Origin of the sequence: Phenylobacterium sp. (assembly GCF_965284355.1) — a bacterium.
In the GTDB taxonomy this organism is placed as follows: domain Bacteria; phylum Pseudomonadota; class Alphaproteobacteria; order Caulobacterales; family Caulobacteraceae; genus Phenylobacterium.
Genome location: NZ_OZ260078.1, coordinates 3,554,159 through 3,580,747 on the forward strand (window position 1 = coordinate 3,554,159; position 26,589 = coordinate 3,580,747).

At 67.9% G+C, this 26,589-nt stretch carries 23 protein-coding genes and 2 tRNA genes; 13 read left to right on the forward strand and 12 right to left on the reverse strand.

The features are described 5' to 3' along the window. Window positions 1-399: 399 nt before the first annotated feature. The 3 genes from ACQ66R_RS17555 (at window position 400) to ACQ66R_RS17565 (ending at window position 6,246) form a co-directional block, all read left to right on the forward strand. Window positions 400-3,318, forward strand: a complete 2,919-nt coding sequence (locus ACQ66R_RS17555) for a TonB-dependent receptor domain-containing protein (RefSeq protein WP_430426341.1) — start codon at window positions 400-402, stop codon at window positions 3,316-3,318. A 196-nt stretch (window positions 3,319-3,514) separates the two neighbouring features. Next, complete coding sequence (locus ACQ66R_RS17560) at window positions 3,515-5,242, forward strand: sulfotransferase (protein ID WP_430423980.1); 1,728 nt, start codon at window positions 3,515-3,517, stop codon at window positions 5,240-5,242. Beyond that, window positions 5,239-6,246, forward strand: a complete 1,008-nt coding sequence (locus tag ACQ66R_RS17565) for an aspartyl protease family protein (protein ID WP_430423981.1) — start codon at window positions 5,239-5,241, stop codon at window positions 6,244-6,246. The genes ACQ66R_RS17560 and ACQ66R_RS17565 overlap by 4 nt, the downstream gene beginning before the upstream one ends. 13 nt (window positions 6,247-6,259) lie before the next feature. On the opposite strand, the gene sppA is transcribed toward ACQ66R_RS17565, so the two are convergent. The 4 genes from sppA to ACQ66R_RS17585 form a co-directional block, all read right to left on the reverse strand. Continuing rightward, the gene (gene sppA / locus ACQ66R_RS17570; RefSeq protein ID WP_430423982.1) at window positions 6,260-8,032 is read right to left on the reverse strand and encodes a signal peptide peptidase SppA; all 1,773 of its coding nucleotides are present in this window, start codon (window positions 8,030-8,032) and stop codon (window positions 6,260-6,262) included. A gap of 231 nt (window positions 8,033-8,263) precedes the next feature. Further along, on the reverse strand, window positions 8,264-8,857 hold the full coding sequence (locus tag ACQ66R_RS17575; RefSeq protein ID WP_430423983.1) for a DUF4304 domain-containing protein: 594 nt from the start codon (window positions 8,855-8,857) through the stop codon (window positions 8,264-8,266). Beyond that, window positions 8,854-9,513, reverse strand: coding sequence for a hypothetical protein (locus ACQ66R_RS17580; RefSeq protein WP_430423984.1), 660 nt, complete (start codon window positions 9,511-9,513; stop codon window positions 8,854-8,856). The genes ACQ66R_RS17575 and ACQ66R_RS17580 overlap by 4 nt, the downstream gene beginning before the upstream one ends. A 439-nt stretch (window positions 9,514-9,952) precedes the next feature. Further along, a tRNA-Pro gene (locus ACQ66R_RS17585) sits at window positions 9,953-10,029 on the reverse strand. 144 nt (window positions 10,030-10,173) lie between these two features. Here ACQ66R_RS17585 and ACQ66R_RS17590 point away from each other — a divergent pair. The 4 genes from ACQ66R_RS17590 to ACQ66R_RS17605 all read left to right on the forward strand — a co-directional run bounded on the left by ACQ66R_RS17590 (window position 10,174) and on the right by ACQ66R_RS17605 (window position 12,652). Beyond that, a tRNA-Gln gene (locus ACQ66R_RS17590) sits at window positions 10,174-10,247 on the forward strand. A 274-nt stretch (window positions 10,248-10,521) separates the two neighbouring features. Beyond that, window positions 10,522-10,923 carry a response regulator transcription factor gene (locus tag ACQ66R_RS17595; RefSeq protein ID WP_430423985.1) on the forward strand — a complete coding sequence of 134 codons (402 nt, stop codon included), beginning with the start codon at window positions 10,522-10,524 and terminating at the stop codon, window positions 10,921-10,923. 3 nt (window positions 10,924-10,926) lie between these two features. Further along, the gene (locus ACQ66R_RS17600) at window positions 10,927-11,622 is read left to right on the forward strand and encodes a response regulator transcription factor (protein WP_430423986.1); all 696 of its coding nucleotides are present in this window, start codon (window positions 10,927-10,929) and stop codon (window positions 11,620-11,622) included. 181 nt (window positions 11,623-11,803) lie between these two features. Then, window positions 11,804-12,652 (forward strand): sensor histidine kinase, encoded by an 849-nt coding sequence (locus ACQ66R_RS17605; protein ID WP_430423987.1) that lies wholly within the window; start codon window positions 11,804-11,806, stop codon window positions 12,650-12,652. 84 nt (window positions 12,653-12,736) lie between these two features. Here the strand turns inward: ACQ66R_RS17605 and ACQ66R_RS17610 are convergent, their stop codons facing one another. The 4 genes from ACQ66R_RS17610 to ACQ66R_RS17625 all read right to left on the reverse strand — a co-directional run bounded on the left by ACQ66R_RS17610 (window position 12,737) and on the right by ACQ66R_RS17625 (window position 17,628). After that, window positions 12,737-13,285, reverse strand: a complete 549-nt coding sequence (locus ACQ66R_RS17610) for a response regulator transcription factor (protein WP_430423988.1) — start codon at window positions 13,283-13,285, stop codon at window positions 12,737-12,739. A 28-nt stretch (window positions 13,286-13,313) separates the two neighbouring features. Next, complete coding sequence (locus tag ACQ66R_RS17615) at window positions 13,314-14,786, reverse strand: two-component system sensor histidine kinase NtrB (protein ID WP_430423989.1); 1,473 nt, start codon at window positions 14,784-14,786, stop codon at window positions 13,314-13,316. A gap of 197 nt (window positions 14,787-14,983) precedes the next feature. After that, on the reverse strand, window positions 14,984-15,529 hold the full coding sequence (locus tag ACQ66R_RS17620) for an N-acetyltransferase family protein (RefSeq protein ID WP_430423990.1): 546 nt from the start codon (window positions 15,527-15,529) through the stop codon (window positions 14,984-14,986). Then, complete coding sequence (locus ACQ66R_RS17625; RefSeq protein WP_430423991.1) at window positions 15,526-17,628, reverse strand: S9 family peptidase; 2,103 nt, start codon at window positions 17,626-17,628, stop codon at window positions 15,526-15,528. Before ACQ66R_RS17625 ends, ACQ66R_RS17620 begins: the two co-directional genes overlap by 4 nt. 313 nt (window positions 17,629-17,941) lie before the next feature. On the opposite strand from ACQ66R_RS17625, the gene ACQ66R_RS17630 reads away from it, so the two are divergent. Beyond that, window positions 17,942-18,790 carry a trypsin-like serine peptidase gene (locus ACQ66R_RS17630; RefSeq protein ID WP_430423992.1) on the forward strand — a complete coding sequence of 283 codons (849 nt, stop codon included), beginning with the start codon at window positions 17,942-17,944 and terminating at the stop codon, window positions 18,788-18,790. Between the two features lie 15 nt (window positions 18,791-18,805). On the opposite strand, the gene ACQ66R_RS17635 is transcribed toward ACQ66R_RS17630, so the two are convergent. Next, window positions 18,806-19,255, reverse strand: coding sequence for a MaoC family dehydratase (locus ACQ66R_RS17635; RefSeq protein ID WP_430423993.1), 450 nt, complete (start codon window positions 19,253-19,255; stop codon window positions 18,806-18,808). Window positions 19,256-19,335: 80 nt separating this feature from the next. Here ACQ66R_RS17635 and ACQ66R_RS17640 point away from each other — a divergent pair, with 80 nt between their 5' ends. Together ACQ66R_RS17640 and ACQ66R_RS17645 are read left to right on the forward strand one after the other, a co-directional pair. Next, window positions 19,336-19,794 carry an N-acetyltransferase family protein gene (locus ACQ66R_RS17640; protein ID WP_430423994.1) on the forward strand — a complete coding sequence of 153 codons (459 nt, stop codon included), beginning with the start codon at window positions 19,336-19,338 and terminating at the stop codon, window positions 19,792-19,794. Window positions 19,795-20,097: 303 nt separating this feature from the next. After that, complete coding sequence (locus ACQ66R_RS17645; protein ID WP_430423995.1) at window positions 20,098-21,867, forward strand: ATP-binding protein; 1,770 nt, start codon at window positions 20,098-20,100, stop codon at window positions 21,865-21,867. 14 nt (window positions 21,868-21,881) lie between these two features. Here the strand turns inward: ACQ66R_RS17645 and ACQ66R_RS17650 are convergent, their stop codons facing one another. Beyond that, a complete protein-coding gene (locus tag ACQ66R_RS17650) occupies window positions 21,882-23,423 on the reverse strand; it encodes an acyl-CoA synthetase (RefSeq protein ID WP_430423996.1) in 1,542 nt (513 codons plus the stop codon). 189 nt (window positions 23,424-23,612) lie between these two features. On the opposite strand from ACQ66R_RS17650, the gene ACQ66R_RS17655 reads away from it, so the two are divergent. Continuing rightward, window positions 23,613-23,924, forward strand: a complete 312-nt coding sequence (locus ACQ66R_RS17655; RefSeq protein ID WP_430423997.1) for a hypothetical protein — start codon at window positions 23,613-23,615, stop codon at window positions 23,922-23,924. Between the two features lie 179 nt (window positions 23,925-24,103). Further along, window positions 24,104-24,319 carry a hypothetical protein gene (locus ACQ66R_RS17660; RefSeq protein ID WP_430423998.1) on the forward strand — a complete coding sequence of 72 codons (216 nt, stop codon included), beginning with the start codon at window positions 24,104-24,106 and terminating at the stop codon, window positions 24,317-24,319. Between the two features lies 1 nt (window position 24,320). On the opposite strand, the gene ACQ66R_RS17665 is transcribed toward ACQ66R_RS17660, so the two are convergent. Beyond that, the gene (locus tag ACQ66R_RS17665; protein WP_430423999.1) at window positions 24,321-25,106 is read right to left on the reverse strand and encodes a hypothetical protein; all 786 of its coding nucleotides are present in this window, start codon (window positions 25,104-25,106) and stop codon (window positions 24,321-24,323) included. Window positions 25,107-25,184: 78 nt separating this feature from the next. Beyond that, window positions 25,185-25,478, reverse strand: a complete 294-nt coding sequence (locus tag ACQ66R_RS17670) for a hypothetical protein (RefSeq protein WP_430424000.1) — start codon at window positions 25,476-25,478, stop codon at window positions 25,185-25,187. 160 nt (window positions 25,479-25,638) lie between these two features. On the opposite strand from ACQ66R_RS17670, the gene ACQ66R_RS17675 reads away from it, so the two are divergent. After that, on the forward strand, window positions 25,639-26,517 hold the full coding sequence (locus ACQ66R_RS17675) for a crotonase/enoyl-CoA hydratase family protein (RefSeq protein WP_430424001.1): 879 nt from the start codon (window positions 25,639-25,641) through the stop codon (window positions 26,515-26,517). Window positions 26,518-26,589: the final 72 nt, after the last annotated feature.

Genomic DNA, 26,589 nt, shown 5'->3' on the forward strand with positions numbered 1-26,589 from the left:
GCAGGCCGTCGCGCCGCGCGCAACGACGACAAACGGCCATTCCGAGGCGTTCACGGCTGCGCGTCGAGACGAATCGAGTGCAAGCGCTTTGCGACGAACGGTGCGTGAGCTGTCACAATCCCGGAAGAAACCTTCCCCGCTTTCCCCCGGCGCCCAGCAATCTGTGACCAGAATGCGACAGGTCGGCGCCCGAAACATTGCTTGCAGCTAATGTCCGTTGACCGACACTGGTTGTGGTTCGTAACTCCGCCGTAACCGGAGACCCACCGTCTTCGGGACCGATCTCTTTTTGTGGGGAGCGGCCGCCCCTCGAGGCAGGACCGCTGGAGGATCTAAACCGTGAAATTCAAGCCCATGCGGGAACGCCTGTTGGCGTCTTCTATGATTTGCGGCGTGGCCATGCTGGCCTCGACGCAAGCGCTGGCCCAGACCGCGTCCGAGGAAATCTCGGAAGTCGTCGTCACCGGTACGCGCATTCCGTCGCCGAACCTGGAGTCGGTGAGCCCGGTGACCGCGGTGACCGCCGCTGAAATCAAGGCGACCGGCGTCACGCGCGTCGAAGACATGATCAACAGCCTGCCGCAGGCCTTCGCGGCCCAGGGCTCGGCTCTGTCGAACGGTTCGACCGGTACGGCGACCGTCAGCCTCCGTGGTCTGGGCGCGACCCGCACGCAGGTCCTGATCGACGGCCGTCGCCTGATGCCCGGCACGCCGAACACCCTCGGCGGCGCTCTGGCCGCCGACATCAACTTCATCCCTTCGGCCCTGATCCAGCGCGTTGACGTGCTGACGGGCGGCGCCTCGGCCGTGTACGGCGCCGACGCCGTGGGCGGCGTCGTGAACTTCATCATGATGCGCAACTTCGAAGGCGTGCGCGTCGATGCCCAGTACGGCATCTATCAGCACGACAACGGCAACGGCGTCGCCGACGCCGTGAGCGCCGCGCGGGCCCGCGCGTCGACCAAGGAATTCTTCAATCTGCCGAAGGACAACGTCCGCGACGGTGAATCCAGCCAGGTGACCCTGGTGATGGGTGTCAACTCGCCGGACGGCAAGGGCAATGTGACCGCCTACGCCGGCTACCGTCACGTCGAGCCCATCCTGCAGGGCAACCGCGACTTCTCGGCCTGTACGCTGAACTCGGGCGCCGACTTCGTCTCCGCCGGCTGCGGTGGTTCGGGCACGGCCTTCCCGGCCCGCGTCGGCAACTTCATCGTCGACTTCAACGGCGGCTCGGCGTTCATCCCGCGCGTCGCCAGCCGCGACATCTACAACTTCGGTCCGTCGAACTACTACCAGCGGCCTGACGACCGCTACGTGCTGGGCGCGTTCGCCGAGTACGAAGTGACCGAATGGGCCAAGGCGTACATGGACGTGATGTTCATGGACGACACCTCGACCTATCAGATCGCGCCGGGCGGCATCTTCGCCGGCACGTTCTCGATCAACTGCGCCAACCCGCTCCTGTCGGCGGCCCAGCGCGGCCAGCTCAGCGCCACGGCGGCCACGGGCGGCGGCACCTGCGCCAGCAACCCGGCCGGCACGTTCACGGGCATCGTCGCCCGCCGGAACATCGAAGGCGGCGGCCGTCAGGGCAAGACGCAGCACCAGCAGTACCGCTACGTCCTCGGCGTGAAGGGCGACCTGAACGACAACTGGTCGTACGACTTCGCGATGCAGTACGGCCGCGTCTCGTTCAACCAGGTCCAGACCGGCTTCTTCCGGACCTCGGCCATCAACCAGGCCCTGAACGTTGTCTCCACCCCGAACGGTCCGCAGTGCGCGAACCCGGCCGGCGGCTGCGTGCCCTACAACATCTTCAGCCTGGGCGGCGTGACCCGCGCGGCGCTGGACTTCCTGGAAACGCCCTCCACGCAGAACGGTAACCTGTTCGAGCGCATCGTGAACTTCAACATCGGCGGTGACCTCACCGAGTACGGTGTGAAGACGCCTTGGGCCAACGACGGCGTGGGCGTCTCGATCGGCGCCGAGTACCGTCGCGAGCAGCTGGACTTCGCGGCCGACTTCATTTCGTCCTCGGGCGACCTGAACGGCTCGGGCGGCGCCAACCCGCCGGTCAACGGCTCGTTCGACGTCTATGAAGTGTTCGCTGAAACCCGCATTCCGCTGGTCCAGGACGCGCCCTTCGCCAAGTCGCTGACCGCCGAACTGGCGTTCCGCTACTCGGACTACTCGACGGTCGGCACCACCGAGACCTACAAGATCGCTGGTGACTGGGAGCCGGTCGATGGCGTCCGCGTCCGCGGCGGCTACAACCGCGCCGTCCGCGCCCCGCACGTCCTCGAGCTCTACTCGCCGCGGAACGTGACCCTGGACGGCACCCGCGACCCGTGCGCCGGCCTGACGGCCGCGAACCCGCTGGTCGCGCGCTGCGCCGCCCTGTTCAACCTGACCACGGCGCAAGTGCTGGCCATCGAGGCGAACCCCGCCGCGCAGTACAACGGCCTGATCGGCGGCAACCCGAACGTGGATCCGGAAATCGCCGACACCTACACCGTCGGCGTGGTGCTGCAGCCGTCGTTCCTGCCCGGCCTGAACGTGTCGCTCGACTACTTCGACATCACCGTGAAGGGCTTCCTGGGCGGCTACGGCGCCGACAACATCATCGACCGCTGCGTCCAGCAGCAGGACGCGGCGTTCTGCGCCCTCGTCCGCCGCGACGCCCAAGGCTCGCTGTGGCTGTCGCCGCAGGGCTATGTTGAAGACACCACCTTCAACACCGGCAAGCTCGCGACCACGGGCGTCGACGTGAACCTCGGCTACCGTACGGACCTCGACTCGCTGGGCATGGAAGGCATGGGCAGCCTGTCGGCCAACTTCGTCGGCACCTGGCTCGACTCCCTGAAGTTCGCGACCCTGCCGGGCGATCCGCTGACCGACTGCGCCGGCAAGTACGGCACCGTCTGCTCGGCCACCGCCGGCCTGACCTCGCCGAACCCCGAATGGCGTCACAAGGCCCGTCTGACCTGGGCCACGCCGCTCGAGTACGGCGACTGGTTCAAGGACTTCTCGGTGTCGGTGCAGTGGCGCCACTTCTCCAGCGTCGACCTGGACGACCCGACGGGTCCGGCCAGCGACCTGAAGCTGGCCTCGCGCGACTACTTCGACCTCACGGCGTCGTGGACGGTGCGGGACAACCTCAACTTCCGCGCCGGCGTGAACAACGTGTTCGACAAGGATCCGCCGCTGACGGGTTCGTCGAACTGCCCGACCGGGCCCTGCAACGGCAACACCTGGCCGCAAGTGTACGACGCGTTCGGCCGGTACCTGTTCGTCGGTCTGACCGCCGACTTCTAAGTCGACGGTTCAGAGACAAGCCTAAGGGAAGGGCGGCGGAGCAATCCGCCGCCCTTTTCCTTTGGTCCCCCGCACCTCGACCACGCCATGACGCCCGTTGCCCGGCGGGTTCGGCGCGTTTGTCGATACGGACGCGCGTTGCACCGTCTCTGCTGCTAGGCTAACCGCCGGATTTTGTGGGCAGAGGGTCGGCGCGTTGAGCGAGTGGAAAGTCGGGCAGATCAAGATCAAGTCGGGGTACACGCCCGCCCCGTCGGCGACCGCACGCGCCGCCGCGAGCCCCTCCGCGCCGGGTGTCCGCGACGCCGCCGCCGACCGCCAGATGCTGCAGGCCATCAACGCCGCCGCTCAGTCAGGCGACTTCGTGCGGGCTTCCGACATGGCCGAAGCCGCCCTCCGGGACGGGCTTGAGCACCCAATGGTGCTGAACCTGGCGGCGCTGAAGTACGAGGACGAGAACCGCTTCGACGAGGCGCTGGCGGTGCTGCAGCGCGCCATCCAGATCGCCCCGCAGGACCTGGGCGCCCGCAACGCCGCGGGCCTCGTCCTCACGCGTCTTGAGCGCTATCGCGAGGCGCTGGCGATGTTCGACAGCGTCGTCGAGATCATGCCCGAGTTCGCCGGCGCCCACTGCGCCCGGGGCGCCACCCTGGAGGCCCTGGGCCGCCTGAAGGACGCCGAGGCCGCCCACCGCCGCGCCCTGGAGCTGGAGCCGGAGAACCTGGGCGCCATGCAAGGCTGCGCCAACCTGCTGAGCCGCCGGGGCGCCCACGCCGAGGCCCGGCCGCTGGCCGAGGCCGTGCTGAAGGCCGAGCCCAACTTCCCGGACGCCGTGATGGTGCTGGCCGCCGCCGACGCGGCCGAGGGCCACGCCGAGCGCGCCCAGGCTCGCCTGGAGATGCTGGCCGGCGACGAGCGGCTGACCCCACACCAGCGGGCCCTGGCCTATGGCCAACTGGGCGACGTGCTCGACAGCCAGAACCTCGTGCCCGAGGCGTTCAAGGCCTACGAGGCCTGCAACACGGGCCTCGCCCAGGCCTACGCCCCGCTATACGCCCGCGGCGACAACGCGCTGCAGTTCGCCCGCGCGATGCTGGCTGAGATGGACGCCATCCCCGCCGCCGCCTGGAACACCGCGCCCGGCCCGGCCCCGACCGACGGTCCCCGGACCCATGTGTTCCTGCTGGGCTTTCCCCGCTCGGGCACGACGCTCTTGGAGCAGGTGCTGGCCAGTCACCCCGACGTCGAGGCTCTGGAGGAGCGGGAGACGCTGTCCGAGGCCCAGCGCGCCTTCCAGACGCGCCCCGACGACGTCGCGCGCCTGGCCCAGGCCTCCGAGGCTGAGCTGGCGCCCCTGCGCGAGGCCTACTGGGCCCGCGTGCGCGCCGAGGGCGGGAACCCCTCGGGCAAGGTCTTCGTCGACAAGCACCCGCTGCACACCTTCCGTCTGCCGCTGATCCAGAAGCTGTTCCCGGAGGCGAAGATCCTGTTCGCCCGGCGCGACCCCCGCGATGTGGTGCTGTCGTGCTATCGCCGTCGCTTCGCCATGAGCCACTCGGCCTATCAACTGCTGACCCTGCCGGGCGCGGCGGCCTACTACGACGCGGCCATGAGCCTGGCCGAGAAGCTGCAGCCAGCGATCGCCGCCCACACCCTGGTCGTGCGCCACGAGGGCCTGATCGAGGACTTCGACAAGGCCGTGAGCGAGGTCTGCGACTTCCTGGGCCTGGCCTGGTCGGACTCCATGCGCGACTTCGCCGACAAGGCTCGGGATCGCGCGGTGGCCACGCCCAGCGGCGCCCAGCTGTCGCGCGGCCTTTCGGCCGAGGGCGTCGGCGCGTGGCGACGCTATCGCGACCAGATGGCGGCCACGACGCCGGCCCTGGCGCCCTGGGCGGCGAAGTTCGGGTACGCCGCCGAATGACCCTGACCCGCCGCCGCGCCGCTCAGACGCTGTTGCTGGGCGGCCTGGCCACGGCGTGCGCGACACCGCCCCGGCGCGAGCCGGTCATCTCGATCAACCTCGCCGACGCCCAGGCGTCGCCCGATCCCGATGCGACCCACCTGGAGACGGCCTTCGACGAGGCCAAGCGGATGACGGTGCCGGTGAAGCTGGGGGCCCGGGGACCGTTCCAGTTCGTGGTCGACACCGGCGCCAACCGCACGGTCGTCGGCGTCGAGACGGCCGCGCTCTGCAGCCTCGCCGCCGACGGGACCACGCCGGTCCACGGGATCGTCGGAACCCAGCCGGCGCCGCTGGTGAAGGTCCCGCGCTTGCGGGTGGGGCAGGTGCAGTCGTCCAACCTCAGCCTGCCGGTGCTGCCCAGGGCCAGCCTGGGCGCCGACGGCCTGCTGGGCATCGACGTCCTGAAGGGCCGCCGCATGCGGCTCTCGTTCGTGCGCAACACCTTCGAGATCGGCCCCTCGGGGCCTGGCGCCTCGGTTAACATGTTGGGCGGCGGAGGCGGCACGCGCATTCCCAAGCGCACGGATGGGATCGTCGTCCCGGCGCAATACCGCTCGGGCCAGCTGGTGATCTTCGACGCCGACGTCGACGGCATCCCGGTGCGGGCGTTCCTGGACTCGGGCGCGCAGATCACCTGCGGCAACGAGGCCCTGCGCGACACCCTGATCCGCCAGCGTCCCGGCTACGACAAGCGCATGCGCGACACCCAGCTGATCAGCGCCACGGGCCAGACCTCGCCGGCGCAGCTGGCCGCGCTGCCGCGGCTGCGGCTGGGCGGGATGGGGCTGAACAACATCCGCGCCGCGTTCGCGCCGCTGCACATCTTCAACCTGTGGAACCTGAACGACCGGCCCGCCATGCTGGTGGGCGTGGACGTGCTGCGGAACTTCGACGAGGTCATCCTGGACTTCGGCCGCCGCGAGGTCACCTTCATCCACGAACGGCGGCAGGCGCCGGGTTAGGCTTCCCTCCCCATCAAGGGAGGGAGGGCGCCAGCACCGTCGCCTTGCCCTCGCTGCGCAGGCGCGCTTCGGCCAGCTGGTCCAGCAGCTTCTGGGCGCGCGGATCGCCGAAGACCCAGGCGGCGGCCGCCAGGCTGCGGGCCGAGCTCGCCTGGACGCCCAGGGCCCGCTGCAGGCTCTCGAACGCGCCGGCCGACGGGGTCATGCGGCGCAGGGGAATGTCGCCCTCCAGCTTCGCCAGCTGCTTGGCCTTCTCCACCGCCTGGTAGAAGCCGCCGACCTCATCGACGAGCCCCAGCCCCTTGGCCTGCGCGCCGGTCCAGACGCGGCCCTTGGCGATCTCGGCCACCCGCTCGGGCGGCAGTTTGCGGCCGGTGGCGACGCGGCTCAGGAAGTTGGCGTAGATGCGGTCCATCCAGCCGCCGAAGGCCGCGCGCTGGGTTTCCGAGAACGGCTGGCCCAGGCCGAACGCGCCGGCATAGTCGCCGCCGACGCCCGTGCCCCGCACGTCCACCCCCAGCTTGGCCAGCGCCGGGCCCACCGCGAACTTGCCGCCATAGACGCCGATCGAACCGGTCAGGGTGGTGGGCTGGGCCACGATCGCCGAGGCCTCGGACGAGATCCAGTAGCCGCCCGAGGCGGCGTAGGTGCTCATCGAGATCACCACCGGCTTGCCCTTGGCCTTGGCGAACCTCACGGCGTCCAGGATCTGCTCAGACGCGGTGTCCGAGCCGCCGGGCGAATTCACCCGCAGCACGATAGCCTTCACGGAGTCGGCCTTGGCCGCGCGCAGGATCGCGCCCGCCAGCTCGTCGGAATAGATGGTCGAGCCGCCCGTGAACGGGTTGCCGCCATGATCCTCGCCGGTGACGATGGGGCCCTCGGCCTCGATGACCGCGATGGTGTCGCCGGTCAGAGGCTGGTCGCGGCGCGGGTCGACGTAGTCGTCGAAGTCGACGGTCTTGGCGTCCTTGCCCGCCTTGTCGAGGATCGCCTGCTCGACCTCGCGCACCTGGCCCACCCGGTCGATCAGCTTCAGGCGCAGGGCGTCCTCGGCCACGTAGGGGCCCGCTTCCAGCGCCGTGCGCAGGCCCGCGGCGTCGGCCTTCCGGTCGGCAGCCGCCGTGGCGAGGTTGGACTGATAGACCGAGCCCATCCAAGACAGCGTCGCTTCCTTGTGGGGCGCGGTGTAGTCGCTGAAGAGGTAGCCGTTGACGGCGTTCTTGAACTCGCGCCGCTGCTCGTACTGCGGCACGACGCCGTACTTGTCGAAGAAGCGCTTGAAGAACAGGTCCTCGGTGGCGACGCCGGTCACCTGCAGCGAGGCGCCGGGCTGCATCCAGAACTGGTCGGCGGCCGAGCCCAGCATGTAGGTCGCGGTCACGAACCCCGAGGGATAGATGCCCTGGCTGTGGGCGTAGATCGGCTTGCCGGCGGCGCGGAAGCGCCTGAAGGCCTGTCGCAGCTCATCGGCCATGCCCGGCTCGACCCCGCCCTCGGGCAGGCGCACCAGCACGCCCTTGATCCGCTCGTCGTCCTCGGCCCGGCGCAGGGTCTCGATGATCGACATCACCGAGGCCGAGTTGCGGGCCAGGCCCCAGAGCGGATTGTTCGGCGACTGGTCCGACAGCGGCGCGCGCAGGTCGAGCTCCAGCACGGTGTGAGCCGGCATCGGCGCGGGCGCCGTGGCCGACAGCGCCATCCCGATCAGCAGCATCGGCACGCCGACCATGAAGACGACCAGCCCCGCAAAGACCCCGGCCGCGGTGATGAGGAACTGCTTCATGGTCTCCAGGGGTCGTATGCGCCGCGCCGTCCGCGCGCTGTCGCATACATATGTGTCGGCGGCAAAGTCCGCGCACGGGGGCGGACGAAAAAGCGCGGCGGGAGGACGTGGAAGGCGACCCCGTGGCGCCCGGAAGGAACCGGTCTTCTAGGGAAAAGGAAGATGGTCGTGGGCGTAGTCGCTCAAGACTTCGGCTCGGACACGTGGATGCAGTTAAGTCCGGTGAATTGCTTAGGAAGCCGCTTGCTTTCTGTCCGCCTGCTCCTGCAGCCAGCGCTGCATGCACCTGCCCTCAGTTACCAGCGTTGGAATTGCCCGCTTCGGTACAGGCTCATCGAAGAGAGCCAGGGCTTCCTGAATCGCTCCAAGTCGAAAGAGGGTCATCGCCAGGGCGGTCAGGTTCGGTTTGCTCCAGGCGCCGATTGTACCTCTCCAGTACCATATCGACGCCTCGTCCTCGAGCGACTGAACCCGTTCGAACCATGGGATGCCGTAAGTCAGTACGGATTCAGCAACTTCGCCAGGACCATCAGGATTGTTTTTCCACCACCGATCGTAGCCGTCGATCAACTGGCCAATCCGCTGCCCGGCCTGTCGAATCCCTAGTCTTGTTTCGCAGTCAACGGCCCTCAGCATCCGTTCTGTTTCAACGTTCTTTGCAAACAGATTGATCGTCACGCTGCCGTCGATCCAGCTCTTCTGCAGGTTCACCCAGTCCTGGATTTCGCCACGCAGCCGATACCAGTCCTTCGCGTTGCCTTCGCGGGTAAACTCCAGCGGCGCCAGCGCCCGATCAAGCGCCTTGGTGTAGGACAGACGTGTCATATGAACGGCTTCGGATTGTAGAAGATCGGACGGGTTTTCACCCCCGTCGCCTCATAATTCTTGACTGCCCGAGCGGCCGCTGCGCGTCCAGATGGCGTATTTGACTTCAACTCCATCTGGAAGGGTTCAGGCTCCTTCCCTAGGGTTCGAACGCGCGCGGGTGTGCGTACGTCGGGCTTCAGAATTCGACCACCCGCCACCGGCACGGTCGGCTCGGGATCCCATCCTGGCTTCTGTGCGACACGCTCCCGCAATGCTGCGTGCGCGCGACGCCCGGCGCGCGTGGCCCAGTTGTCGCCCACGCGCAGATAGGGGTCGGCCCGCTGCAGCACGAGTGGCGCCTCCCGAGCCACTGCCGGCGCAAGACGGCCCGCGATGTACGCTGCGCCCTCTAGTCCTGCGACCGCCACAACGGGCGCCAGTGCTGGGACCGCCATCCACGCGTTGTCCCGGCTAATGGCGCGCTCAGTCTTCTTGAAAGCGGCCTGCTGCTTGCGAAGATCCGCTATGTCAGCGTCGGAACCCCGGTACATCCGGTCTGCCAGGGGCGCGACTGCACCGGTTCCTGTGGGCTCGGGTGCCCGCGCGATAGCGCCGCTGCGCTTCTCCAGCCCCTCCGCCTGCCGTTCGTTGTAAGTGCGTTGTTGAGCCGCCATCCTTGCGTAGGGCTGCGCAAGCGTATCAGGCACGCTGCGAGGTTGATCGCCGCGAGCGTATGAGCCAGTTCCGGCCAAGATCTCTCCAATCGCTGAATGATGGCTGCGGCGCGCGCAGCGTCGACGGCAGCGACCGAGTCGCTGCGACAGGAAGACTTCGACTGGTCGGACTTGGTGCGGGCCTTGTCCGCTCACTGGCGGGTGGCGACGGGCACTGATCGACACGCACCATCATTCCACGAACAAGGAGGCGAGTCAAGAACAAATAGAGAACAAGCTTTGATGGGCGATAGCTACCGAATTGATTCCGGTTGTGTCGCGAGACCTGCGGTGGCGCGAATCGCGGGGTCAGCCGAGATGAGGAGCCGCCCGCTGCCCGTCCACGCGACGGGCGGCCATGAGGCCGCGGGAGGGATCTGGAACTCTCGGGAAAGGAAGATGGTCGGAGTGGCAGGATTTGAACCTGCGACCCCTGCGTCCCGAACGCAGTGCTCTACCAGACTGAGCCACACTCCGACTTGGAGGCGCGCTTATAGAGGAGGGTCCGCCGGGCTGCAAGCGGGCCATTTGCGGCCTTTTATCAGAGGCGTTGCATCGCCCGGCGCGCTGCGCTATTTCCCCCGCTCCCGAGGGCGCGGCCCCTCCGGTGACCGTTCCTGCTGGGGAATGGTGTAATGGTAACACTGCGGTTTTTGGTACCGTCATTCTAGGTTCGAGTCCTAGTTCCCCAGCCACGGCCTTCCGCGCTGCTCCCGGCGGCGCGATGGGATTGCAGGACTACCGCGCCCCGTTGCTGCGACAGCCTGTCACCCGGGAATCTACTTAAGCAATCGTCCCGAATTTCCCTGACCCGAATCAGTGTGGTTCTTGGTCGGCGTTAACCATAGTGAACGCCGGCTGAAGACGGCCTTCGGATGATTTCGGGACCTGGCGCTGGGGGCGTCGGGACGGCCTGAGATCGTCGACGGCCCCGCCTTGCCCGGTGTTCTCCGAGAGAGTGGGGCGCGCGTGGGCGGCAAGGTACTCATCATCGACGACGACCCGGCGCTGCTGCGCCTGATGTCGATGGCGTTCCAGCAGGCGGGCTTCAACGCCATTTCGGCGGACAACGGCCGCAGCGGGATCCGCATGGCCGGCGCCCACCGCCCCGACCTGGTGGTCACCGATATCGTGATGCCCGACATCGAAGGCATCGGCGCCATCCGCGTCATCAAGCAGTCCGCCCGCCCGCCGAAAGTCATCGCGATCTCGGGGGCCGGTCGCGCCCGCGGCGCCGACTATCTGGGCTGGGCCCGCCATCTCGGCGCGGACGCCGTCCTCGCCAAGCCGTTCCGGATGTCCGAGCTCATGAAGATCTCGAAGTCCGTCATCGCCAACGAAAACCACGACGTCACAGACCTGGGAGCCTGACCGATGCACATCCTTCTCGTCGAGGACAACATCTCCACCGCCAAGAGCGTGCAGCTGAACCTGTCGAACGCGGGCCACAACGTGACCCACACGACGTCGGGCGGGGAGAGCGTCGAGCTGGTCGAGCTCTACGACTACGACGCCGTCCTGATGGACATCGACCTGGAAGACATCTCCGGCATCGAGGCGCTGCGCGAACTGCGCCTGCGCAAGGACGCCACGCCCGTGATCATCCTGTCGGGGACCACCGATGTCGACGTGAAGATCCAGGCCCTGGCCGCCGGCGCCGACGACTACATGACCAAGCCTTTCCACAAGGAGGAGCTGATGGCCCGGATCACGGCCGTGGTGCGCCGTTCGCGCGGCCATGTGGACTCGATCATCCGCACCGGCCCGATCGCGCTGAACCTCAACACCCGCAGCGCCGAGGTGGCGGGCCGGCAGATCCACCTGACGCCCAGCGAGTACAAGATGCTGGAGCTGCTCTCGCTCCGGAAGAACACGGTCCTCACCAAGGAAGCCTGCCTCAACCACCTGTACAACGGCCTCTCCGAGCCCGAGCCCAAGATCATCGACGTCTTCATCTGCAAGCTGCGGAAGAAGATCGCGGGGGCGGCCGGCGGCGACAGCCAGATCGAGACCGTGTGGGGCGGCGGCTACATGCTGCGTGACGCCAAAGCCGCGCAGCTGGCGGCTTGAGGCACACCACCGTTTCCAGGGCTTCGGACGGCCGCACGGGCTCCCGCGCGGCCGTTTCCATGCACATGCTGGGTCGGGAAATTCGTCACTATGTAGAAGTACTTAGGTGTTCGTCTCAGGGTGAACGCCACCCCCGCTTGTGGTTCTATCTTAACCACAATCTGATCACGGTTGGGACGTGATGACGATCAGGGCGAAAGCGGCGGAAGAGCGTGGGGGCGAGGGGCAGCGCCAGGCGGCGCGGCGCAGGTCCCGCGCTCAGGGTGGGCTCCGGGCGCCGGGCGGCGCCGAGGCCGAGCGCAGGCTGGATGCGGTGCATCGCCAGACCAGCGTCCTGGCCCACGACTTCAACAACCTGCTGAACGTGATCATGGCCGCCAACGAGGCGTTGGCCGCACGCCTGCCTCCGGGCTCCGATGCGTTCGAGCTGGCCCAGATCGGCCTGGACGCGGCCGAGAAGGGCGCCGAGCTGCTCGAGCGCATCCGGTCGCTGAGCGCGCCCCTGACGGCCGAGCCCGACCTGGTCGACGGCGCTGAGGCCATGGTGGCCGTGAGCCGGATGGCCAACGTCTCGACTCCGGAGAGCGTGACGGTGGTCGCCATGGCCATGCCCGGGCCGCTGACCTGTCGCGCCGACCGGGCGGGGTTGGAATCGGCGCTGCTGAACCTTTGCGTCAACGCTGGCCACGCCATGCCCACGGGCGGCGCGATCCTGGTGTCGGCGACGGTGGCGATTCTCACCGCCGAGGCGGCTGGCGACCTGGGCCTGGACAGCGGCGCCTGGGCCGCCTTCGCGGTCAAGGATCCGGGCGTCGGGATGTCGCCGCAGACGCTGGCCCGGGCGACCCAGCCCTACTTCACGACGCGCGAGGGGCAGGGCGGCACCGGCCTCGGCCTGGCGAGCGTCAGGGCGTTCGCGGAGGCCGCCGGCGGCGCGCTGCAACTGGTTTCCGCCGAAGGCCGCGGCACGACGGCCACGATCTATCTGCCGATCGCCCAGAGCCTGTCTGGTTCAGATGGAATCATCTGAACCGGATGAACAGGCTCGATCTCTTTGATTTAGAGCGCGTTTCGGGGCGAAACCGGCGTCCACTTTCGCCCAACGCGCTCTAGGTTAGGCGGCGCCGGCCGAGATGGTCGAGCGGATCAGGTCCGACAGGCTCTCGGCCCGCATCTTCGACATCACATTGGCGCGATAGATTTCGACCGTGCGCGGGCTGATCGCCAGGGTGGAAGCGATCACTTTGTTCGAAGCGCCGCCGACGATCAGGTCCAGCACCTGGCGCTCGCGCCCGGTCAGGCTCTCGAGGCGGCGCATCACGCGCGAGCGCGCAGCGTTGGCGTCGACCGCGGCGTCGTTTTCCTCGATGCAGCCCCGCACGGCGCGCAGCAGCTGCTCGGCCTCGTAGGGCTTTTCGATGAAGTCGGTCGCCCCGGCCTTCATGGCGTCGACCGCACGGCTGACGTCGGCGTGGCCCGTGATGACAATCACCGGTAGCAGGCAGCCCACGGCCTTGAGCTCGCGGATCAGCTCGATGCCGTCCATGCTGGGCATGCGCAGATCGGTCACGACGCAGCCGCGCAGGGCGGTGTCGAACTGGGCCAGGAAGTCGTGCGCCGAGGCGAAGCCGCGCGTGCTCAGCCCATCGGACTTGAGCAGCATGACGAGCGAATCCCGCGCCGCGTCGTCATCATCGACGACGAACACTGTGCGTTCGCCCGCTGTCGCCACCATCATCACCCGCTCGCGCCAGAACAAAACTGAAGGCGGCGCCGCCCAGGCGGCTGGGTTCGACCCAGATCCGTCCCTTGTGATTTTCGACTATAGCACTCGATATTGAGAGGCCTAGCCCCATGCCTTCGGGCTTTGTGCTGGCCAAGGGCTGAAAAAGCCTGTCGGTGACCGAGGCGTCAACGCCCGGACCACTGTCCTCGACAGTCGTCGCGAGCTGATCGTCGCCGACAAGTCGCGTGGATATGTTGATCTGGCGGTTCGGGTACTTGGTGACCGCTTCGATAGCGTTGCGAGCAAGGTTAACCACAAGCTGTTGAATCTGGATACGGTCGGCGATCACGGTGTCCGGGCCCTTGAACAGGTCGTAGACAACCCGTGCATTTGCCTCGCGCGCCATCAGCGAGATGATGAAGTCGACCTCGCCGATGATCGCCGACAGGCTCTCGGGCTTCTGCAGCGTACCGCCCCGCGTCGCTAGGTCACGCATCGTGCGGATGATTTCGCCGGCCCGCACCGCCTGGTCTCCGGCGCGCGCGACCGCGTCGATCAGGTCGTCGTCATCCAGCTCCATCCGGGCAATCAGATTGCGGGCGGCCCGCAGGTAGTTGGCGACCGCGGACAACGGTTGGTTGAGCTCGTGCGCGAGCACCGAGGCCATCTCGCCCATCGAATTGGCCGCCCACACCTGGGTCAGCTGGGCGCGCAGTTCCTCGGACCGGCGCTCGGCCTCCTGGGCCGAGGTCAGGTCGCGGATCACCATGGTCAGCAGGCGCCGGCCGGCGACCACCACCTCTCCGACCCGCAGCTCCATCGGGAACGCCTCGCCGTCCTTCCGCAGGCCGGTGACCTGGCGATAGCTGCCGCTGACGTCCTCGGCGGTGGGGCCCGACAGCGCGCCATCCTCGCCGGGCGGCATCATGCGGCTGAACTTGGCGCCCACCACCTCGGCGGAGGTCCAGCCGAACAGGCGCTCGGCGGCGTGGTTGAAACTCTGGATCGCGCCGTCGTCGTCGATCAGGACGAGGGCGTCGGCGACGATGCTGAGGCTGGCCTGCAGCAGCTCCTCGCGTTCCGCCTGATCGGCCAGCAGCTCAGCGGCGGCGTTGCGCTCGCCGACCAGCTGGCGAAGGCCCCAGGCCGTCAGGCCCCCAAGCAACAGGAATGCGCCCGCGCGAAGCCCATCCTGCGTGGCGAAGCCGTCTACACTGTCCAGGGCGATGCCGCCCGCCGCCATGAGGAGGGTCGCGGTCAACGCTGCGCCCGGCCCGCCCGCAAGACCGCAGGCCAGCATCGCCGGCGCACAAAGCAGATAGACCGAGTGGCCGAGGATCGGGCGCAGGATGAACACCGCAGCCAGCAAGGCTGCGGACACGCCGATCGCCAGGAGCTGTCCCCGAAGTACGCCGAGGCCAAAACCCAGATTCGCCACGCCGGTTGTGCGATTTCCCGTCCACAACCCAGGCATGTATTCTACATTCCCACCGGCCCCGAACCGGCGGCGAAGTTGTGCAGAACTTCTCCAACGCTAGCAATTACGTACAAACCCATAAGGGTGGCCGCCCTAGGGATTCTCGCCTTTCAGGCGAATGTCTCATCCTTCGTTCAACTGTCGGGGCGAAGTCTCCGTCAACGATCCGACAGCCGGACGCCCGGCGTGTCCGGCGCGGTCTCATCTCCGCCGTTCAGCGCCTTCTGCATCCAGACGATGTCGACCCAGCGGCCGTGCTTGAAGCCGAAGCTCTTGCCGACGCCGGCGTCCACGAACCCCAGCGACCGATGCAGCCCGATCGAGGCGGCGTTGCCGCTGTCGCCGATCACGGCCACAAGCTGCCGGACGCCGATGGCCTCGCACGCGGCGATCACCGCCGACAGCACGGCCCGGCCCACGCCTTTGCCGATGGCCTCGGGGGCGATGTAGACGCTGTCTTCCAGGGTGTAGCGATAGGCCTGCCGCGGCCGGAACGGCCCGGCGTAGGCGAAGCCCAGTACCTCTCCGCCGTCTTCGGCGACGAGATAGGGCAGGCCTCGCGCGGCGACGGCTGCGCGGCGGGTCTCCATCTCGGCGGGCGAGGGCGGCTCCTCCTCGAAGGTGCCGAAGCCGTGCAGCACATGGTGGCCATAGATCGCCGCCAAGGCCTCCGCGTCGTCCGCCGTCGCCGCCCGTACGATCATGCCGCCTTCCAGGTTCCTTCGATGGCCCAGACGGCGAAAGCGTAGTCGAGGGCGATCTCCTTGAGGAAGTCGAACCGGCCCGAGGCGCCCCCGTGGCCGGCCTCCATGTTGATCTTGAGCAGGATGGGGGCATCGCCTGTCGTGTGCTCGCGCAGCTTGGCGACCCACTTCTGCGGCTCCCAGTAGGTGACCCGGGGGTCCGAGAGGCCGCCGGTGGCCAGGATCGGCGGGTAGGCTTTCGCCGCCACCTGGTCGTAGGGGCTGTAGCTGGCGATCAGGTCGTAGGCGGCGGGGTCCTCGATCGGGTTGCCCCATTCGGGCCACTCGGGCGGCGTCAGGGGCAGCGAGGTGTCGCTCATGGTGTTCAGCACGTCCACGAACGGCACGGCGGCGATGATCGCGCCCCACAGGTCGGGCCGCAGGTTGGCCACGGCCCCCATGAGCATCCCGCCGGCCGATCCGCCGTAGGCCGCGATCCGCCCCTTCGACGCATAGCCCTCGGCGACCAAATGCTCGGCGCAGGCGATGAGGTCGGTGAAGGTGTTGGGCTTCTTCTCCTTGCGTCCGTCCAGGAACCAGCCCCAGCCCTTGTCCGACCCGCCGCGGATGTGCGCCGTGGCCCAGATCCATCCGCGGTCCACGAGGCTCAGGTTGCGGATCGAGAAGCTGGGCTCCATCGCGTGGCCGTAGGAGCCGTAGCCGTACAGCAGGACGGGCGCAGAGCCGTCCTGCGGCGTGTCCTTCAGCATCAGCAGGGTGACGGGGACCTCCTGACCGTCCGACGCCTTGGCGAACAGGCGCCGCGCCACATAGCGCAACGGGTCATGGCCGGACGGCACCTCCTGGGTCTTGCGCAGGGTCCGCTCGCGGGTGGCCATGTCGTAGTCGAAGGTCTGCCGGGGCGTGGTCGGCGACTGGTAGACGAACCGCGTGGTCGTCGTGTCGTACTCGTAGCCGCCTTCGAGGTCCAGGGCGTAGGCCTCCTCGTCGAACGCCACGATGTGCTCAGCGCCGTCCCGGGCCATGACCACCAGGGTGTCCAGCGCATTTACCCGCTCGGCGCGGACCAGATGGTTCGCAAACGCGGCGAAGCCCGCGACGTAGTGGCCGGGGCGATGCGGGATCCAGTCCCGCCAGGTGTACCGGGACGGAACCGCCGCTTCCGAAACACACAGCTTGAAGTCCACTGCACCGTCCGCGTTGGTGCGGATCACCCAGCGGTCGGTCCAATGCTCGATGGCGTACTTCACGCCCACCTGCCGCGGCTCGGCCACGACCGGCTGACCGGTCGGATCGGCGGCCGGGATCAGCCAGAGCTCGGTGGTCTCCTGGTTGCCCACATGGATCAGGATATGGCTGTCGTCGGCGGTGACGCCGACGCCCAGGAACATGCCGTCGTCGGCCTCTTCGTAGACCAGCACGTCCTCGCCGCCCCCATCGAGGCCCGGGCGCGCCGCCCTGCGGAAGACCTTGGCCGGGCGGGCGTTCTCGTCGCGCCAGATCCAGAACAGCCACTGGCTGTCGGGCGAGAAGCAGAAGTCGCCGTAGGCGCTCTCGATGGGCGGGCCCACCTCTTGGCCGGTCGCCAGGTCCTTCACGCGTACCTGGTAGTACTCCGAGCCCTGTTCATCGACGGCCCAGGCGTAGAGCTTGTGGTCGGGGCTGTGGTGGGCGCCGCCGACGCTGAAGTAGGCCTTGCCCTGGCTCAGCGCCTGCTCGTCCAGCAGCACCTCCTCGCCGGTCTCGGCGCCGCGCGGTCGCCGGCCATGCACCGGGTGCTCGGCGCCCAGGTCGTAGCGGACGTAGTAGTCGAACGGGCCGTCGGGGGCGGGGACGGAGGAGTCGTCCTCCTTGATGCGCCCCTTCATCTCGGCGAACAGCTGGGCCTGCAGGGCCTCTGTCTCGGCCAGTACGGCCTTGGTGTAGGCGTTCTCGGCGTCGAGATGTTCGCGCACGTCGGCGCGCAGCGCCTTCGGGTCACGCAGCACCTGCTGCCAGTTCTCGTCCTTCATCCAGGCGTAGTCGTCGGTGCGGACGCGGCCCAGCTGCTCGATGCGGTGGGGGATCTTCTGGGCGACGGGAGGCTTGGGCAGGGTCATGCCCGCTAGATGCGTCGCCCGCCCGCCGCTGTCATCCCCCACGTCCCCGCGACGTCCACGAAGGCGTGATCCTGCCAGCGGTTGCCCATCTTGGCTCGCTCCATGACTGTGGCGTCCGTGGGCGTCGGGCCCGCGAACGCCTGGACGTGAAGCTTTCCTGTGTGTTTTCCGAGGGGTGTGCGCTTTCGCGCGCGGCGTTCGGGCGCAGGGGATTATGGCGACTTGTAGGCGGACGCAGTTCGGTGATTCACTCTTTATGCATCGAGATCGCGCATCAAAGACGCGAAGGGTTTTTCGAGTTTAGGGGCCCGGCATGGTCATGGACCTTGCGGTTGAGCTGATCCACGCGACTGTCCAGCTGGAGCAACCTCTGGGCGACGGCACACGCACGGTCGGGACCGGCTTCCTCATCTCCTCGCCCGGGCCCGACGGCAAGCCGCGCACGGTCCTGATCACCGCCAACCACGTCTTCGACAAGATGGCGCTGGGCGAGGCTCGCATCGGCTATCGCGTGGCCAACGCCGACGGCTCGTGGTCGTACGCGCCCAAGCCGATCAAGATCCGCGACAAGGACGGCGCGGCCCTCTGGACCCACCACCCGACCCGCGACGTGGCGGCCATGGTCATCAAGGCCCCGCCCGAATTCGCCAAGGCGGCGATCCCGGTGGGCTATCTGGCCAAGGATGACACCTTCGACGCCTATCAGGTGAACGCCGGCAACGAGATGATGGCGCTGGGCTTCCCGCGCGGCCTTTCGGCGAACTCGGCGGGCTTTCCGATCCTGCGGTCCGGCCGCGTGGCCAGCTATCCGCTGGGCCCGGCGGCGGCTTTCCCGACGTTCCTGCTCGATTTCTCGGTCTTCCCGGGCAATTCCGGCGGGCCGGTATTCATCAGCCGCCAGCAGAACCCTACCACGCTGACGCCGGTGAGCGACAAGGCCCCGGAACAGGGCTTCATCGCGGGCCTCCTGACCCAGCAGGTCGAGCTGAACTCCGAACGCCTGGAAATCGGCATCGTCACGCACGCCCGGTACATCCGCGAAACGATCGATCTGGTGGGCTCGCCGCTGGCGCCCTCCAGCGTGGCGGAAGCCGAACCGCCGACGCCCCCGGCCGTCCAGGGCGCCCGCACCGCCGCAGCGGAAGAAGCGGCGCGGGACTAGCCGCGCCGCGCAACCTTAGCCGCCGTAGACGACAGAAATCGTCTCGGCGATGCAGGCGGGCTTCGACTCGCCTTCGATCTCGATGGTGCACTCGTTCTTGATCTGCATGCCGCCGGCCTTGGGCTCGGCGCCGATCAGCTTCTGGCGCATGCGCACGCGCTTGCCGACGCGCACCATGTTGACGAAACGCACCTTGTCCGAGCCGTAGTTGATGCCGCGGGTGACGCCCTTCACCGGCAGCATGCCGGCGCCCAGGAACGGGATGAGCGAGAGCGTCAGGTAGCCGTGGGCGATCGGGCCGCCGATTTCCCGGGTCGCGCGCTCGACGTCCACATGGATCCACTGGTGGTCGCCGGTCGCCTCGGCGAACTGGTTCACACGCTCCTGGGTGATCTCGACCCAGTCCGACACGCCCACTTCCTGGCCCACCATGCCGGGCAGGTCTTTGATCTCGACCGGGTTCATTCGTCTCGCTCCTCGCGCTTGAAACTGGAGCATGTCGTCTAACATCTGTTTGGATCGGGGCAAGGCGGACGCGAGGTCAGATGGTCGACGACATCACGATCCGGCGCGCCCGTGCGGACGAGGCCAAGGCGCTGACCCAGCTCGCGCTGCGGGCCAAGGCGTCGTGGGGCTACGACGCGGCGTTCATGGAGGCCTGCCGCGAGGAGCTCACCCTGACGCCCGCGAAGATGGCTGGCTGGCAGGTGTGGGTGGCTGAGGCGGGCGAGGCGATCGCCGGGATGATCGCACTCAACCTGGAGCGGGGCGCCGAGGTCGAGGACTTCTTCGTGGAGCCGGCGTTTCAGGGCCGCGGCGTGGGCAGGGCCTTGATGGCGACATTGCAGGCCGCCGCCTGCGACGCCGGCGCCGCATCGCTTGAGGTCGACGCCGACCCCAACGCTGAGTCGATCTACGCGAAGCTGGGGTTCCAGACCTTCGCCCGCTCGCCATCGGGTTCGATTCCCGGGCGGTGGCTCCCACGGATGCGTATGCAGCTCTGAGGTCGGCAGCGCCCCTCCACGCTTTCGGGTCCGCAGTCCTCGTAGGTCACCGGCCCCACCAAGCGATCATCTCGGGGCGCCCTCAGGGCTAGCGACAGATTGTCGCAAGTAACAGTTGGATGTCGAATGCTTCCCATTGTGAGTAGTGGGGTAATGGTCGCGAAATAGAGTTCGTGGCAACCTATCGGCTGAGATCGAAAGGCGCTGATTTCTCTAATGTAAGTGGTTTAATTTTCCCTAATTGCGACGCCCAGGTTGAGTCGTCGCGCGTGACCGTGTCGGGACGGGATACTGAGCCAGTCAATGCCCAGAAAACGCACAGAGCCTGACGTCCGCGATCTCCCGACGACGGTGAGGCCCGAGCACGTCGCCGCAGCCTACTCGCCCGTCCTGCGATGGTTCCTGGGCGCGACCGCCTGCTACTACGCGATTATTGCCACGGCCCACATCTTCGATGAGGTCGGCTCGACCCGCGTCATCCTGTTCCTGTTGGCGTCGGCCGGCTGCCTGGGGCCGCTCGCGGCGTGGATCTACCTGAAGCGCGCACCGACCCAGACCCTGCGCAGGCTCGAGGTGATCGCCGGCGGCGCGTACGGCCTCTTCATCTCGAATGTGGTCGTGCACGAGCTCCTGGACTTCCGCCCGGAGCCGCTCGTCTACTTCGCGTTCATGGCGATGGTCTTCGGCACGACCGCGCCAACCCTGCGCATGGGCTACATCGCCATCGCCGCGGCGATCGGGGCGATGGCGTTGCTGGGGCAGCGGATGGGCGGCGAGTTCTACGACATGTACGTCTACATCGGCGTGGGCGGCGCCTTCGCCGCGGTCGGCATGACGACCATCCTGCGGGGCGTGGTCATGCGCGAGATCCGGGCGCGGATTCTGTCGGAAGGCCTGCTGATCGAGGCCCGCTCGGCGGCGCGCGCCAAATCGGCATTCCTCGCCACCATCAGCCATGAGATCCGCACGCCCCTCAACGGCGTGCTGGGCATGGCCCAGGCCATGCGTCAGGAGACGCTGTCCGAGCGTCAGTCCGGCCGCCTGCGGGTCTTGCACCACGAGGCCGAGACGTTGCGTGGGATCCTGGACGACATCCTCGACATCGCCAGCGTCGAGGCGAACGATCTGGAGCTGCGCCCCCAGGCGTTCGATCTCCCGACCTTCGCGCAGGGCCTCGAGCGCCTCTACTCGGCGGCCGCGGCCGCAAAGAGCCTGGAGCTGGCGATCGACGTCCGCGACCTCGCCTCGGGCCCCTGCGTGGCCGATGAACGGCGACTGCGCCAGGTGGCGGCCGGCCTCATCTCCAACGCGATCAAGTTCACCCCCGCCGGCACTGTCAGCGTATCGTTTGAAGCCGGAGAGGACGAACTGATCCTGCGCGTCGCCGACACGGGCGTCGGTATTCCGGCCGCCGCCCAGCGGCGCATCTTCGAGCCGTTCACGCAGGTTGACGACAGCCTCACCCGCGAGGCCGGGGGCGCGGGGCTGGGACTGGCCATCTGCCGCCGGCTGGTCGGGCTCATGGGAGGCTCGCTCTCGCTGGACTCCAAGCCCGGCGCCGGCACGCAGATCACCGTCCGGACGCCGATCCGTCGTGGCGCGGTCGACGAGTCGACCGCTCAGGAGAGGGCATCCCACCTGGAGGCGGTGGGACGCGCTCTGATCGTCGACGACAATCCCACGAACCGGCTCGTTCTGCGCACGCTGCTCGAAAGCCTGGGTCTGGACTGCGATCTCGCCGGCAGCGGGCTCGAGGCCGTTAAGGCCTGCGAGGACGGCGCCTGGGACGTCATCCTGATGGACATCCACATGCCGGAGATGGACGGCATGGCCGCCACGCGCGCCATCCGCAAGCGCGAGGCGCGAGAGCGCCATCCACGTACGCCCATCATCGCGGTGACAGCCAGCGTGCTGCCGGAAGACGTTGTCCGCTATGACGCGGCCGGGATGGACGCGGTGGTCTCCAAGCCCATCACGCTGGACGCCCTGGCCGAGGTGGTCGTCAGGGTCCTGTCGACCGACATCCCCGCCGGGTCCGAGGCCATCGGCGGCCGGCAGATCTCGGCGGCCTGACGCCCGCGCTCGCGTCAGACGATCCGCGAGCCTTCCTTGCCCCAGTAGGCGTCCCGGATCAGGCGCTTGTAGAGCTTGCCGGTCGCGTGCCGCGGCAGCTCTTCCATGAAGTCCAGCTTGCGCGGCGCCTTCACGTGGCTGAGGCCAGCGCGGGCGAAGGCCATAAGCTCGTCGCGCAGCGCGTCGCCCGCCTCGGCCCAGTTGGCCGGCTGGATCACCGCCACAACCTGCTCGCCCATCTCCTCGTGCGGCGCGCCCACCACGGCGACGTCGGCGACCTTGGGGTGGCCGATCAGCAGGTTCTCGATCTCCTGCGGATAGATATTCACGCCGCCCGAGATGATCATGAAGCTCTTGCGGTCGGTCAGGTAGAGGAAGCCTTCCTCATCCACCCAGCCCACGTCGCCCAGGGTGGTCCAGCCGTGCTTGTTGGTGCCTTCGGCCACCTTCTCAGGCGCATTATGGTAGCTGAGCGGGGGGCCGTTGGCGAAGTGGACAACGCCCTCGGCGCGCGGCGGCAGGGCCTCGCCATCCTCGCTGCAGATCCGGAGTTCCCCGATCACGGCGCGGCCGACCGAGCCCTTGTGGGTCAGCCAATCCTGGGCGGTGATGTAGCAGAAGCCGTTGCCCTCGGTGCCGGCGTAGTACTCGTAGATGGCGTTGCCCCACCAGGCGATCATCTGCTCCTTCACGGGGATGGGGCAGGGGGCCGCGGCGTGCACCGCCGACTTCATCGACGAGACGTCGTACTTGGCCCGCACCTCCTCCGGCAGCTTCAGCATGCGCACGAAATGGGTCGGCACGAACTGGCCGCAGTCGCACTTGTACTTCTCGATGAGGGCCAGCGCGGTCTCGGGGTCGAACTTCTCCATCACCACGACGGTGCCGCCCGAACGGTGGACGCCCATGGTCCAGCGCAGAGGCGCGGCGTGATAGAGCGGCGCGGGCGACAGGTAGACCGGCGTCTCGGGAAAGCCGAACAACATCTGGGCGATGCTGCCCATGCCCGGGGTCTCGTCGATCGCCAGACCGGTCAGCGGCGGCTTTATGCCCTTCGGCCGCCCGGTGGTGCCCGACGAATACAGCATGTCCGAGCCCGCGGTCTCGTCGGCGATCGGCGTGGTGGGGAAGGCCGAGACGGCCTCCTCCCAGCTGGCGTAGGGCGCCCGCGCCTGGCCGGTCATGTAGAGCTTCACATGCTTCGGCAGCACGCCGGGCAGTTCGTCGGCGACGGGGCCGACGCCGGGCGAGGTGATCAGAACCTGCGCGCCGCAGTCGCCCACGATGTAGTCCACTTCGCCGGCGGTCAGCTTGGACGAGATGCAGGTGTAGTAGAGCCCGCTGCGCTGCGCCGCCCAGGCGATCTCGAAATAGCGCGGGTGGTTGTCCATGAAGATGGCGATCACGTCGCCGACCTTCAGGCCCAGCGACCGGAACAGGTGTGCGCCCTGGTTCGAGCGCTCGTCCAACTGCTTGTACGTCACCGTCTCACCCGACCCGGCCATGATGTAGGCGGCGCGGTCGGGGTGGGTCTTGGCGTGGGTCGTCGGATGCATGCTGTTCACTCCCGCGGACGGTCTGCAGGCCGCCCCTTTTCGCTCGGGAGTAGCGAACCTTGACGTCGGGTGCGTCAAGCGGGCCGGCGCCATTTCCATCGATAAGATGTTCCTTATTTGTTCTTGACTCAGCCTCGCGTCCGCGCTTGGTTCGGTCGAACCAGAGCCGCGAGATCAGAAGGAGCCAGCATGCCGCGTTCGCCACGAGAAGCGCCGCTCCCGCCTCAGATGCAGGGCCGATGGACACTTCCCGACGATCCGTCCTTCGAAGTTCGGATCGAAGGCGGCGAGGTCATCTGGGCGGGGGCTGCCTCGAACTACGACTACAAGGAGACCGAAGAGTCGGAGGGCGCCGTGGCGGTGAGTTTGTGTATCGAGGACGCGGAAGGCGCGGATGAGTTCGGACACGCCAGCATCCTAGGCCTGCTTCACACTCCCGAGGGGCAGCTCCACGTCCACAATCTCGACTTCGCGGAGCAACTTGTCAGGTCCAGCGACTGAGTTGCGCGCGCTGATTTCCATCCAGTGCGACGGCTAGGCGCCCGCCGTTCGGGCGGAATGCCCCAGGGCCTGCCCTGACTTTCGTCAGGCGCAACGCACCGGTCACTTTGTGAGCGGCGGTGCTCGCGGGGCAGCGGGCCAGAGGTCAGGGTTCTGAAATCTATCCTTCAGGAGTCTCCATGGTCGCCCTGTTGCTTGCCGCCCTCTTCCAGAGCGCCGCGCCCGCCGCCACCGCCACGCCGCCCAGCGCGCCGCCCGCGAAGGTCGCACGGCTGGCCTGCCGCAAGGAAACGGTAGTGGGCAGCACCGTGAAGAAGAAGATCTGCCCCCGCAAAGTCGAGGTCGCCGCTCAGGGCGAAACCCCCGAGGCCGCCGAAATGGCCCAGGAGAAGTAGCTTAGGGCGCAGGCGGCGGGCCGGGCGGCGGCGGGAAGGCCAGCGGGTCGATCCCGGCGCCCGGCGAACCGGCCGTCACCGCTGCGTACAGAGCCGTTCCGACCGGGCTGTAGGTGATGACCTCGGTCAACAGCGTCGAGCCGATCAGCACGCCGATACCCCAGAACCAGGCCGGGTGGATCCGCCCGTCGCGCCGCAGGTCGGCGATCATTCCGGCCAGTGGGAACAGCAGCACGGCGACCGTGGTGGCTTCCCATGCCCAGGGCGTGAGCAGCGGCATCGGCAGCAACCGCCCGAACCCCGGCCCCAGCAACAGCGACATGCCACAGAAGTGCAGCCGCCGATGCCAGTCGGTCTGTTTGCGCAGGCGCACCGCCGCCCAAGCCAGGCCAGCGAAGGTGAAGAGCGACACGGGATCGAAGACCAGGAACTGCACCGGCCGGAAGAAGAACGGCACGCCGCCCCGGCGCACCATGGCCACCGTGACCACGAAGCCCAGAACGATCATCAGCACCACCCACCCGGAAGCGATCCAGCCCAGGCGTCGGTGCAGCGCGATCCGATCGGTCGCGGCCAGGACGTTCTGCGTGAGGTAGATGCCGACCCAGCCCATGAAGACGACGGCGTGGGCGTGGACGTACCATGGCGCGGTGAAGCTGGAGCGGCCCATGGCCAGCTGGAGCGAGAAGCCCGCGACGATCACCAGGGTCATGGCGATCGCGCCGCCCAGGAAGAAGCCTTGGTCCCGGCCGGACGACGCCGGCAGCCTGTCCGTGATAGCTGTCATGTTCGCACTCCCCCCCCGGAGCACACGGTAAACCCAAGTGCGCCGTCGAGCCAACCGAGCGCCGCTTAGGATCGACCCTCAGAAGACGCCGACGGCGAGCTGGGCCCAGAGGAGTACGAAGCCGCCCGCGAGCGCGAGGCCCGCCAGCACGCGGTAGGCGGGCCGATGGGTCAGCCTGACGGCCAATTCGAATGCGCCGCAGGCGACGGCGAGCATCACGCCGAAGATGGCGAAGTCGGCCTGATCCCAAACGATCTCGGGTGTGAACTGCATCGCGACGAGCGGAAGCAGCAGCAGGACGGCCGCCGCGCCCCACATCGCGATCCGCCACCGCCCGCGGCCGCGTCGATCGATAGGCTCGTGGTGCGTCATCGCCCGCGCCTCCTCCTCAATTCCCTATCTTGATCTGGCACGGCAACCGCATCCCCGTGATCGGGATCCTGTGGAGTTCTCGTGGAGGCTGGACCCCCTTGACCTCCCATCCGTCAACCTCGCCGAACTGGGGCCAACGCCATCACGAGGAAAGACGACAATGCCGACGTTCGAGACGCTGCTGTATTCGGTGGAGGACAGGATCGCGACGATCACGCTGAACCGGCCCGAGAAGCTGAACGCCTTCAACACGACGATGATGAAGGAGATGATCGCCGCGTTCGATGAGACTGACGCCGACGACAACGTCCGCGTGGTGATCGTGACCGGCGCGGGCCGCGCCTTCTGCGCCGGGGCCGACCTGTCGGCCGGGGCCGAGACCTTCAACTACGACGCCCGCGAGGCTGTCCACCGCGAGGCCCGGATGCGCGACGGCGTCCAGCGCGACGGCGGCGGTCTCCTGACCCTGCGCATCTTCGAGAGCCTCAAGCCGGTGATCTCGGCCTGCAACGGCGCGGCCGTGGGCGTGGGCGTGACCATGCAGCTGGCCATGGACATCCGGCTGGCGTCCGACACCGCCCGCTACGGCTTCGTCTTCGCCCGTCGCGGCCTGAACCCCGAGGCGGCGTCATCCTGGTTCCTGCCGCATCTGGTGGGCGTCCAGACAGCGCTGGAGTGGTGCTACACCGGCCGCATCTTCCCGGCCTCGGAGGCGCACGAGCGCGGCCTGGTCCGCTCGGTCCATGCGCCCGACGACCTGCTGCCGGCCGCCAAGGCCATCGCCCGCGAGATCGCCGACAACACCGCGCCGGTGTCGGTGGCCATCACCCGCCAGCTGATCTGGCGCATGGCCGGAGCCCGCCACCCGATGGAAGCCCACCAGGCCGACAGCCGCGGGATCCAGTCGCGCGGCAAGGCCGGCGACGCGCGCGAGGGCGTGACCTCGTTCCTGGAGAAGCGCCCGCCGAACTATCCCGACAAGGTCTCGAAGGACCTGCCCGACATCTGGGATCACTGGACGCCGCCCGCCTTCAGCTAAGCGCTGCTCCATTTACACTAGCACGGCGCCCCTCGCGGGCGCCGTTTTCGTTTGCGGCGCTTCCCGCTTGTT

What these genes read in the sequence shown, in the direction of transcription:
- ACQ66R_RS17605 (WP_430423987.1), top strand. Translation starts at nt 11,804, where the DNA reads ATGACGATCAGGGCGAAAGCGGCGGAAGAGCGTGGGGGCGAGGGGCAG.
- ACQ66R_RS17565 (WP_430423981.1), top strand. Translation starts at nt 5,239, where the DNA reads ATGACCCTGACCCGCCGCCGCGCCGCTCAGACGCTGTTGCTGGGCGGC.
- ACQ66R_RS17555 (WP_430426341.1), top strand. Translation starts at nt 400, where the DNA reads ATGCTGGCCTCGACGCAAGCGCTGGCCCAGACCGCGTCCGAGGAAATC.
- ACQ66R_RS17665 (WP_430423999.1), bottom strand. Translation starts at nt 25,106, where the DNA reads ATGACAGCTATCACGGACAGGCTGCCGGCGTCGTCCGGCCGGGACCAA.
- ACQ66R_RS17635 (WP_430423993.1), bottom strand. Translation starts at nt 19,255, where the DNA reads ATGAACCCGGTCGAGATCAAAGACCTGCCCGGCATGGTGGGCCAGGAA.
- ACQ66R_RS17655 (WP_430423997.1), top strand. Translation starts at nt 23,613, where the DNA reads ATGCCGCGTTCGCCACGAGAAGCGCCGCTCCCGCCTCAGATGCAGGGC.
- ACQ66R_RS17600 (WP_430423986.1), top strand. Translation starts at nt 10,927, where the DNA reads ATGCACATCCTTCTCGTCGAGGACAACATCTCCACCGCCAAGAGCGTG.
- sppA (WP_430423982.1), bottom strand. Translation starts at nt 8,032, where the DNA reads ATGAAGCAGTTCCTCATCACCGCGGCCGGGGTCTTTGCGGGGCTGGTC.
- ACQ66R_RS17660 (WP_430423998.1), top strand. Translation starts at nt 24,104, where the DNA reads ATGGTCGCCCTGTTGCTTGCCGCCCTCTTCCAGAGCGCCGCGCCCGCC.
- ACQ66R_RS17650 (WP_430423996.1), bottom strand. Translation starts at nt 23,423, where the DNA reads ATGCATCCGACGACCCACGCCAAGACCCACCCCGACCGCGCCGCCTAC.
- ACQ66R_RS17580 (WP_430423984.1), bottom strand. Translation starts at nt 9,513, where the DNA reads ATGGCGGCTCAACAACGCACTTACAACGAACGGCAGGCGGAGGGGCTG.
- ACQ66R_RS17620 (WP_430423990.1), bottom strand. Translation starts at nt 15,529, where the DNA reads ATGATCGTACGGGCGGCGACGGCGGACGACGCGGAGGCCTTGGCGGCG.
- ACQ66R_RS17630 (WP_430423992.1), top strand. Translation starts at nt 17,942, where the DNA reads ATGGTCATGGACCTTGCGGTTGAGCTGATCCACGCGACTGTCCAGCTG.
- ACQ66R_RS17675 (WP_430424001.1), top strand. Translation starts at nt 25,639, where the DNA reads ATGCCGACGTTCGAGACGCTGCTGTATTCGGTGGAGGACAGGATCGCG.
- ACQ66R_RS17640 (WP_430423994.1), top strand. Translation starts at nt 19,336, where the DNA reads ATGGTCGACGACATCACGATCCGGCGCGCCCGTGCGGACGAGGCCAAG.
- ACQ66R_RS17625 (WP_430423991.1), bottom strand. Translation starts at nt 17,628, where the DNA reads ATGACCCTGCCCAAGCCTCCCGTCGCCCAGAAGATCCCCCACCGCATC.
- ACQ66R_RS17645 (WP_430423995.1), top strand. Translation starts at nt 20,098, where the DNA reads ATGCCCAGAAAACGCACAGAGCCTGACGTCCGCGATCTCCCGACGACG.
- ACQ66R_RS17670 (WP_430424000.1), bottom strand. Translation starts at nt 25,478, where the DNA reads ATGACGCACCACGAGCCTATCGATCGACGCGGCCGCGGGCGGTGGCGG.
- ACQ66R_RS17575 (WP_430423983.1), bottom strand. Translation starts at nt 8,857, where the DNA reads ATGACACGTCTGTCCTACACCAAGGCGCTTGATCGGGCGCTGGCGCCG.
- ACQ66R_RS17610 (WP_430423988.1), bottom strand. Translation starts at nt 13,285, where the DNA reads ATGCTGCTCAAGTCCGATGGGCTGAGCACGCGCGGCTTCGCCTCGGCG.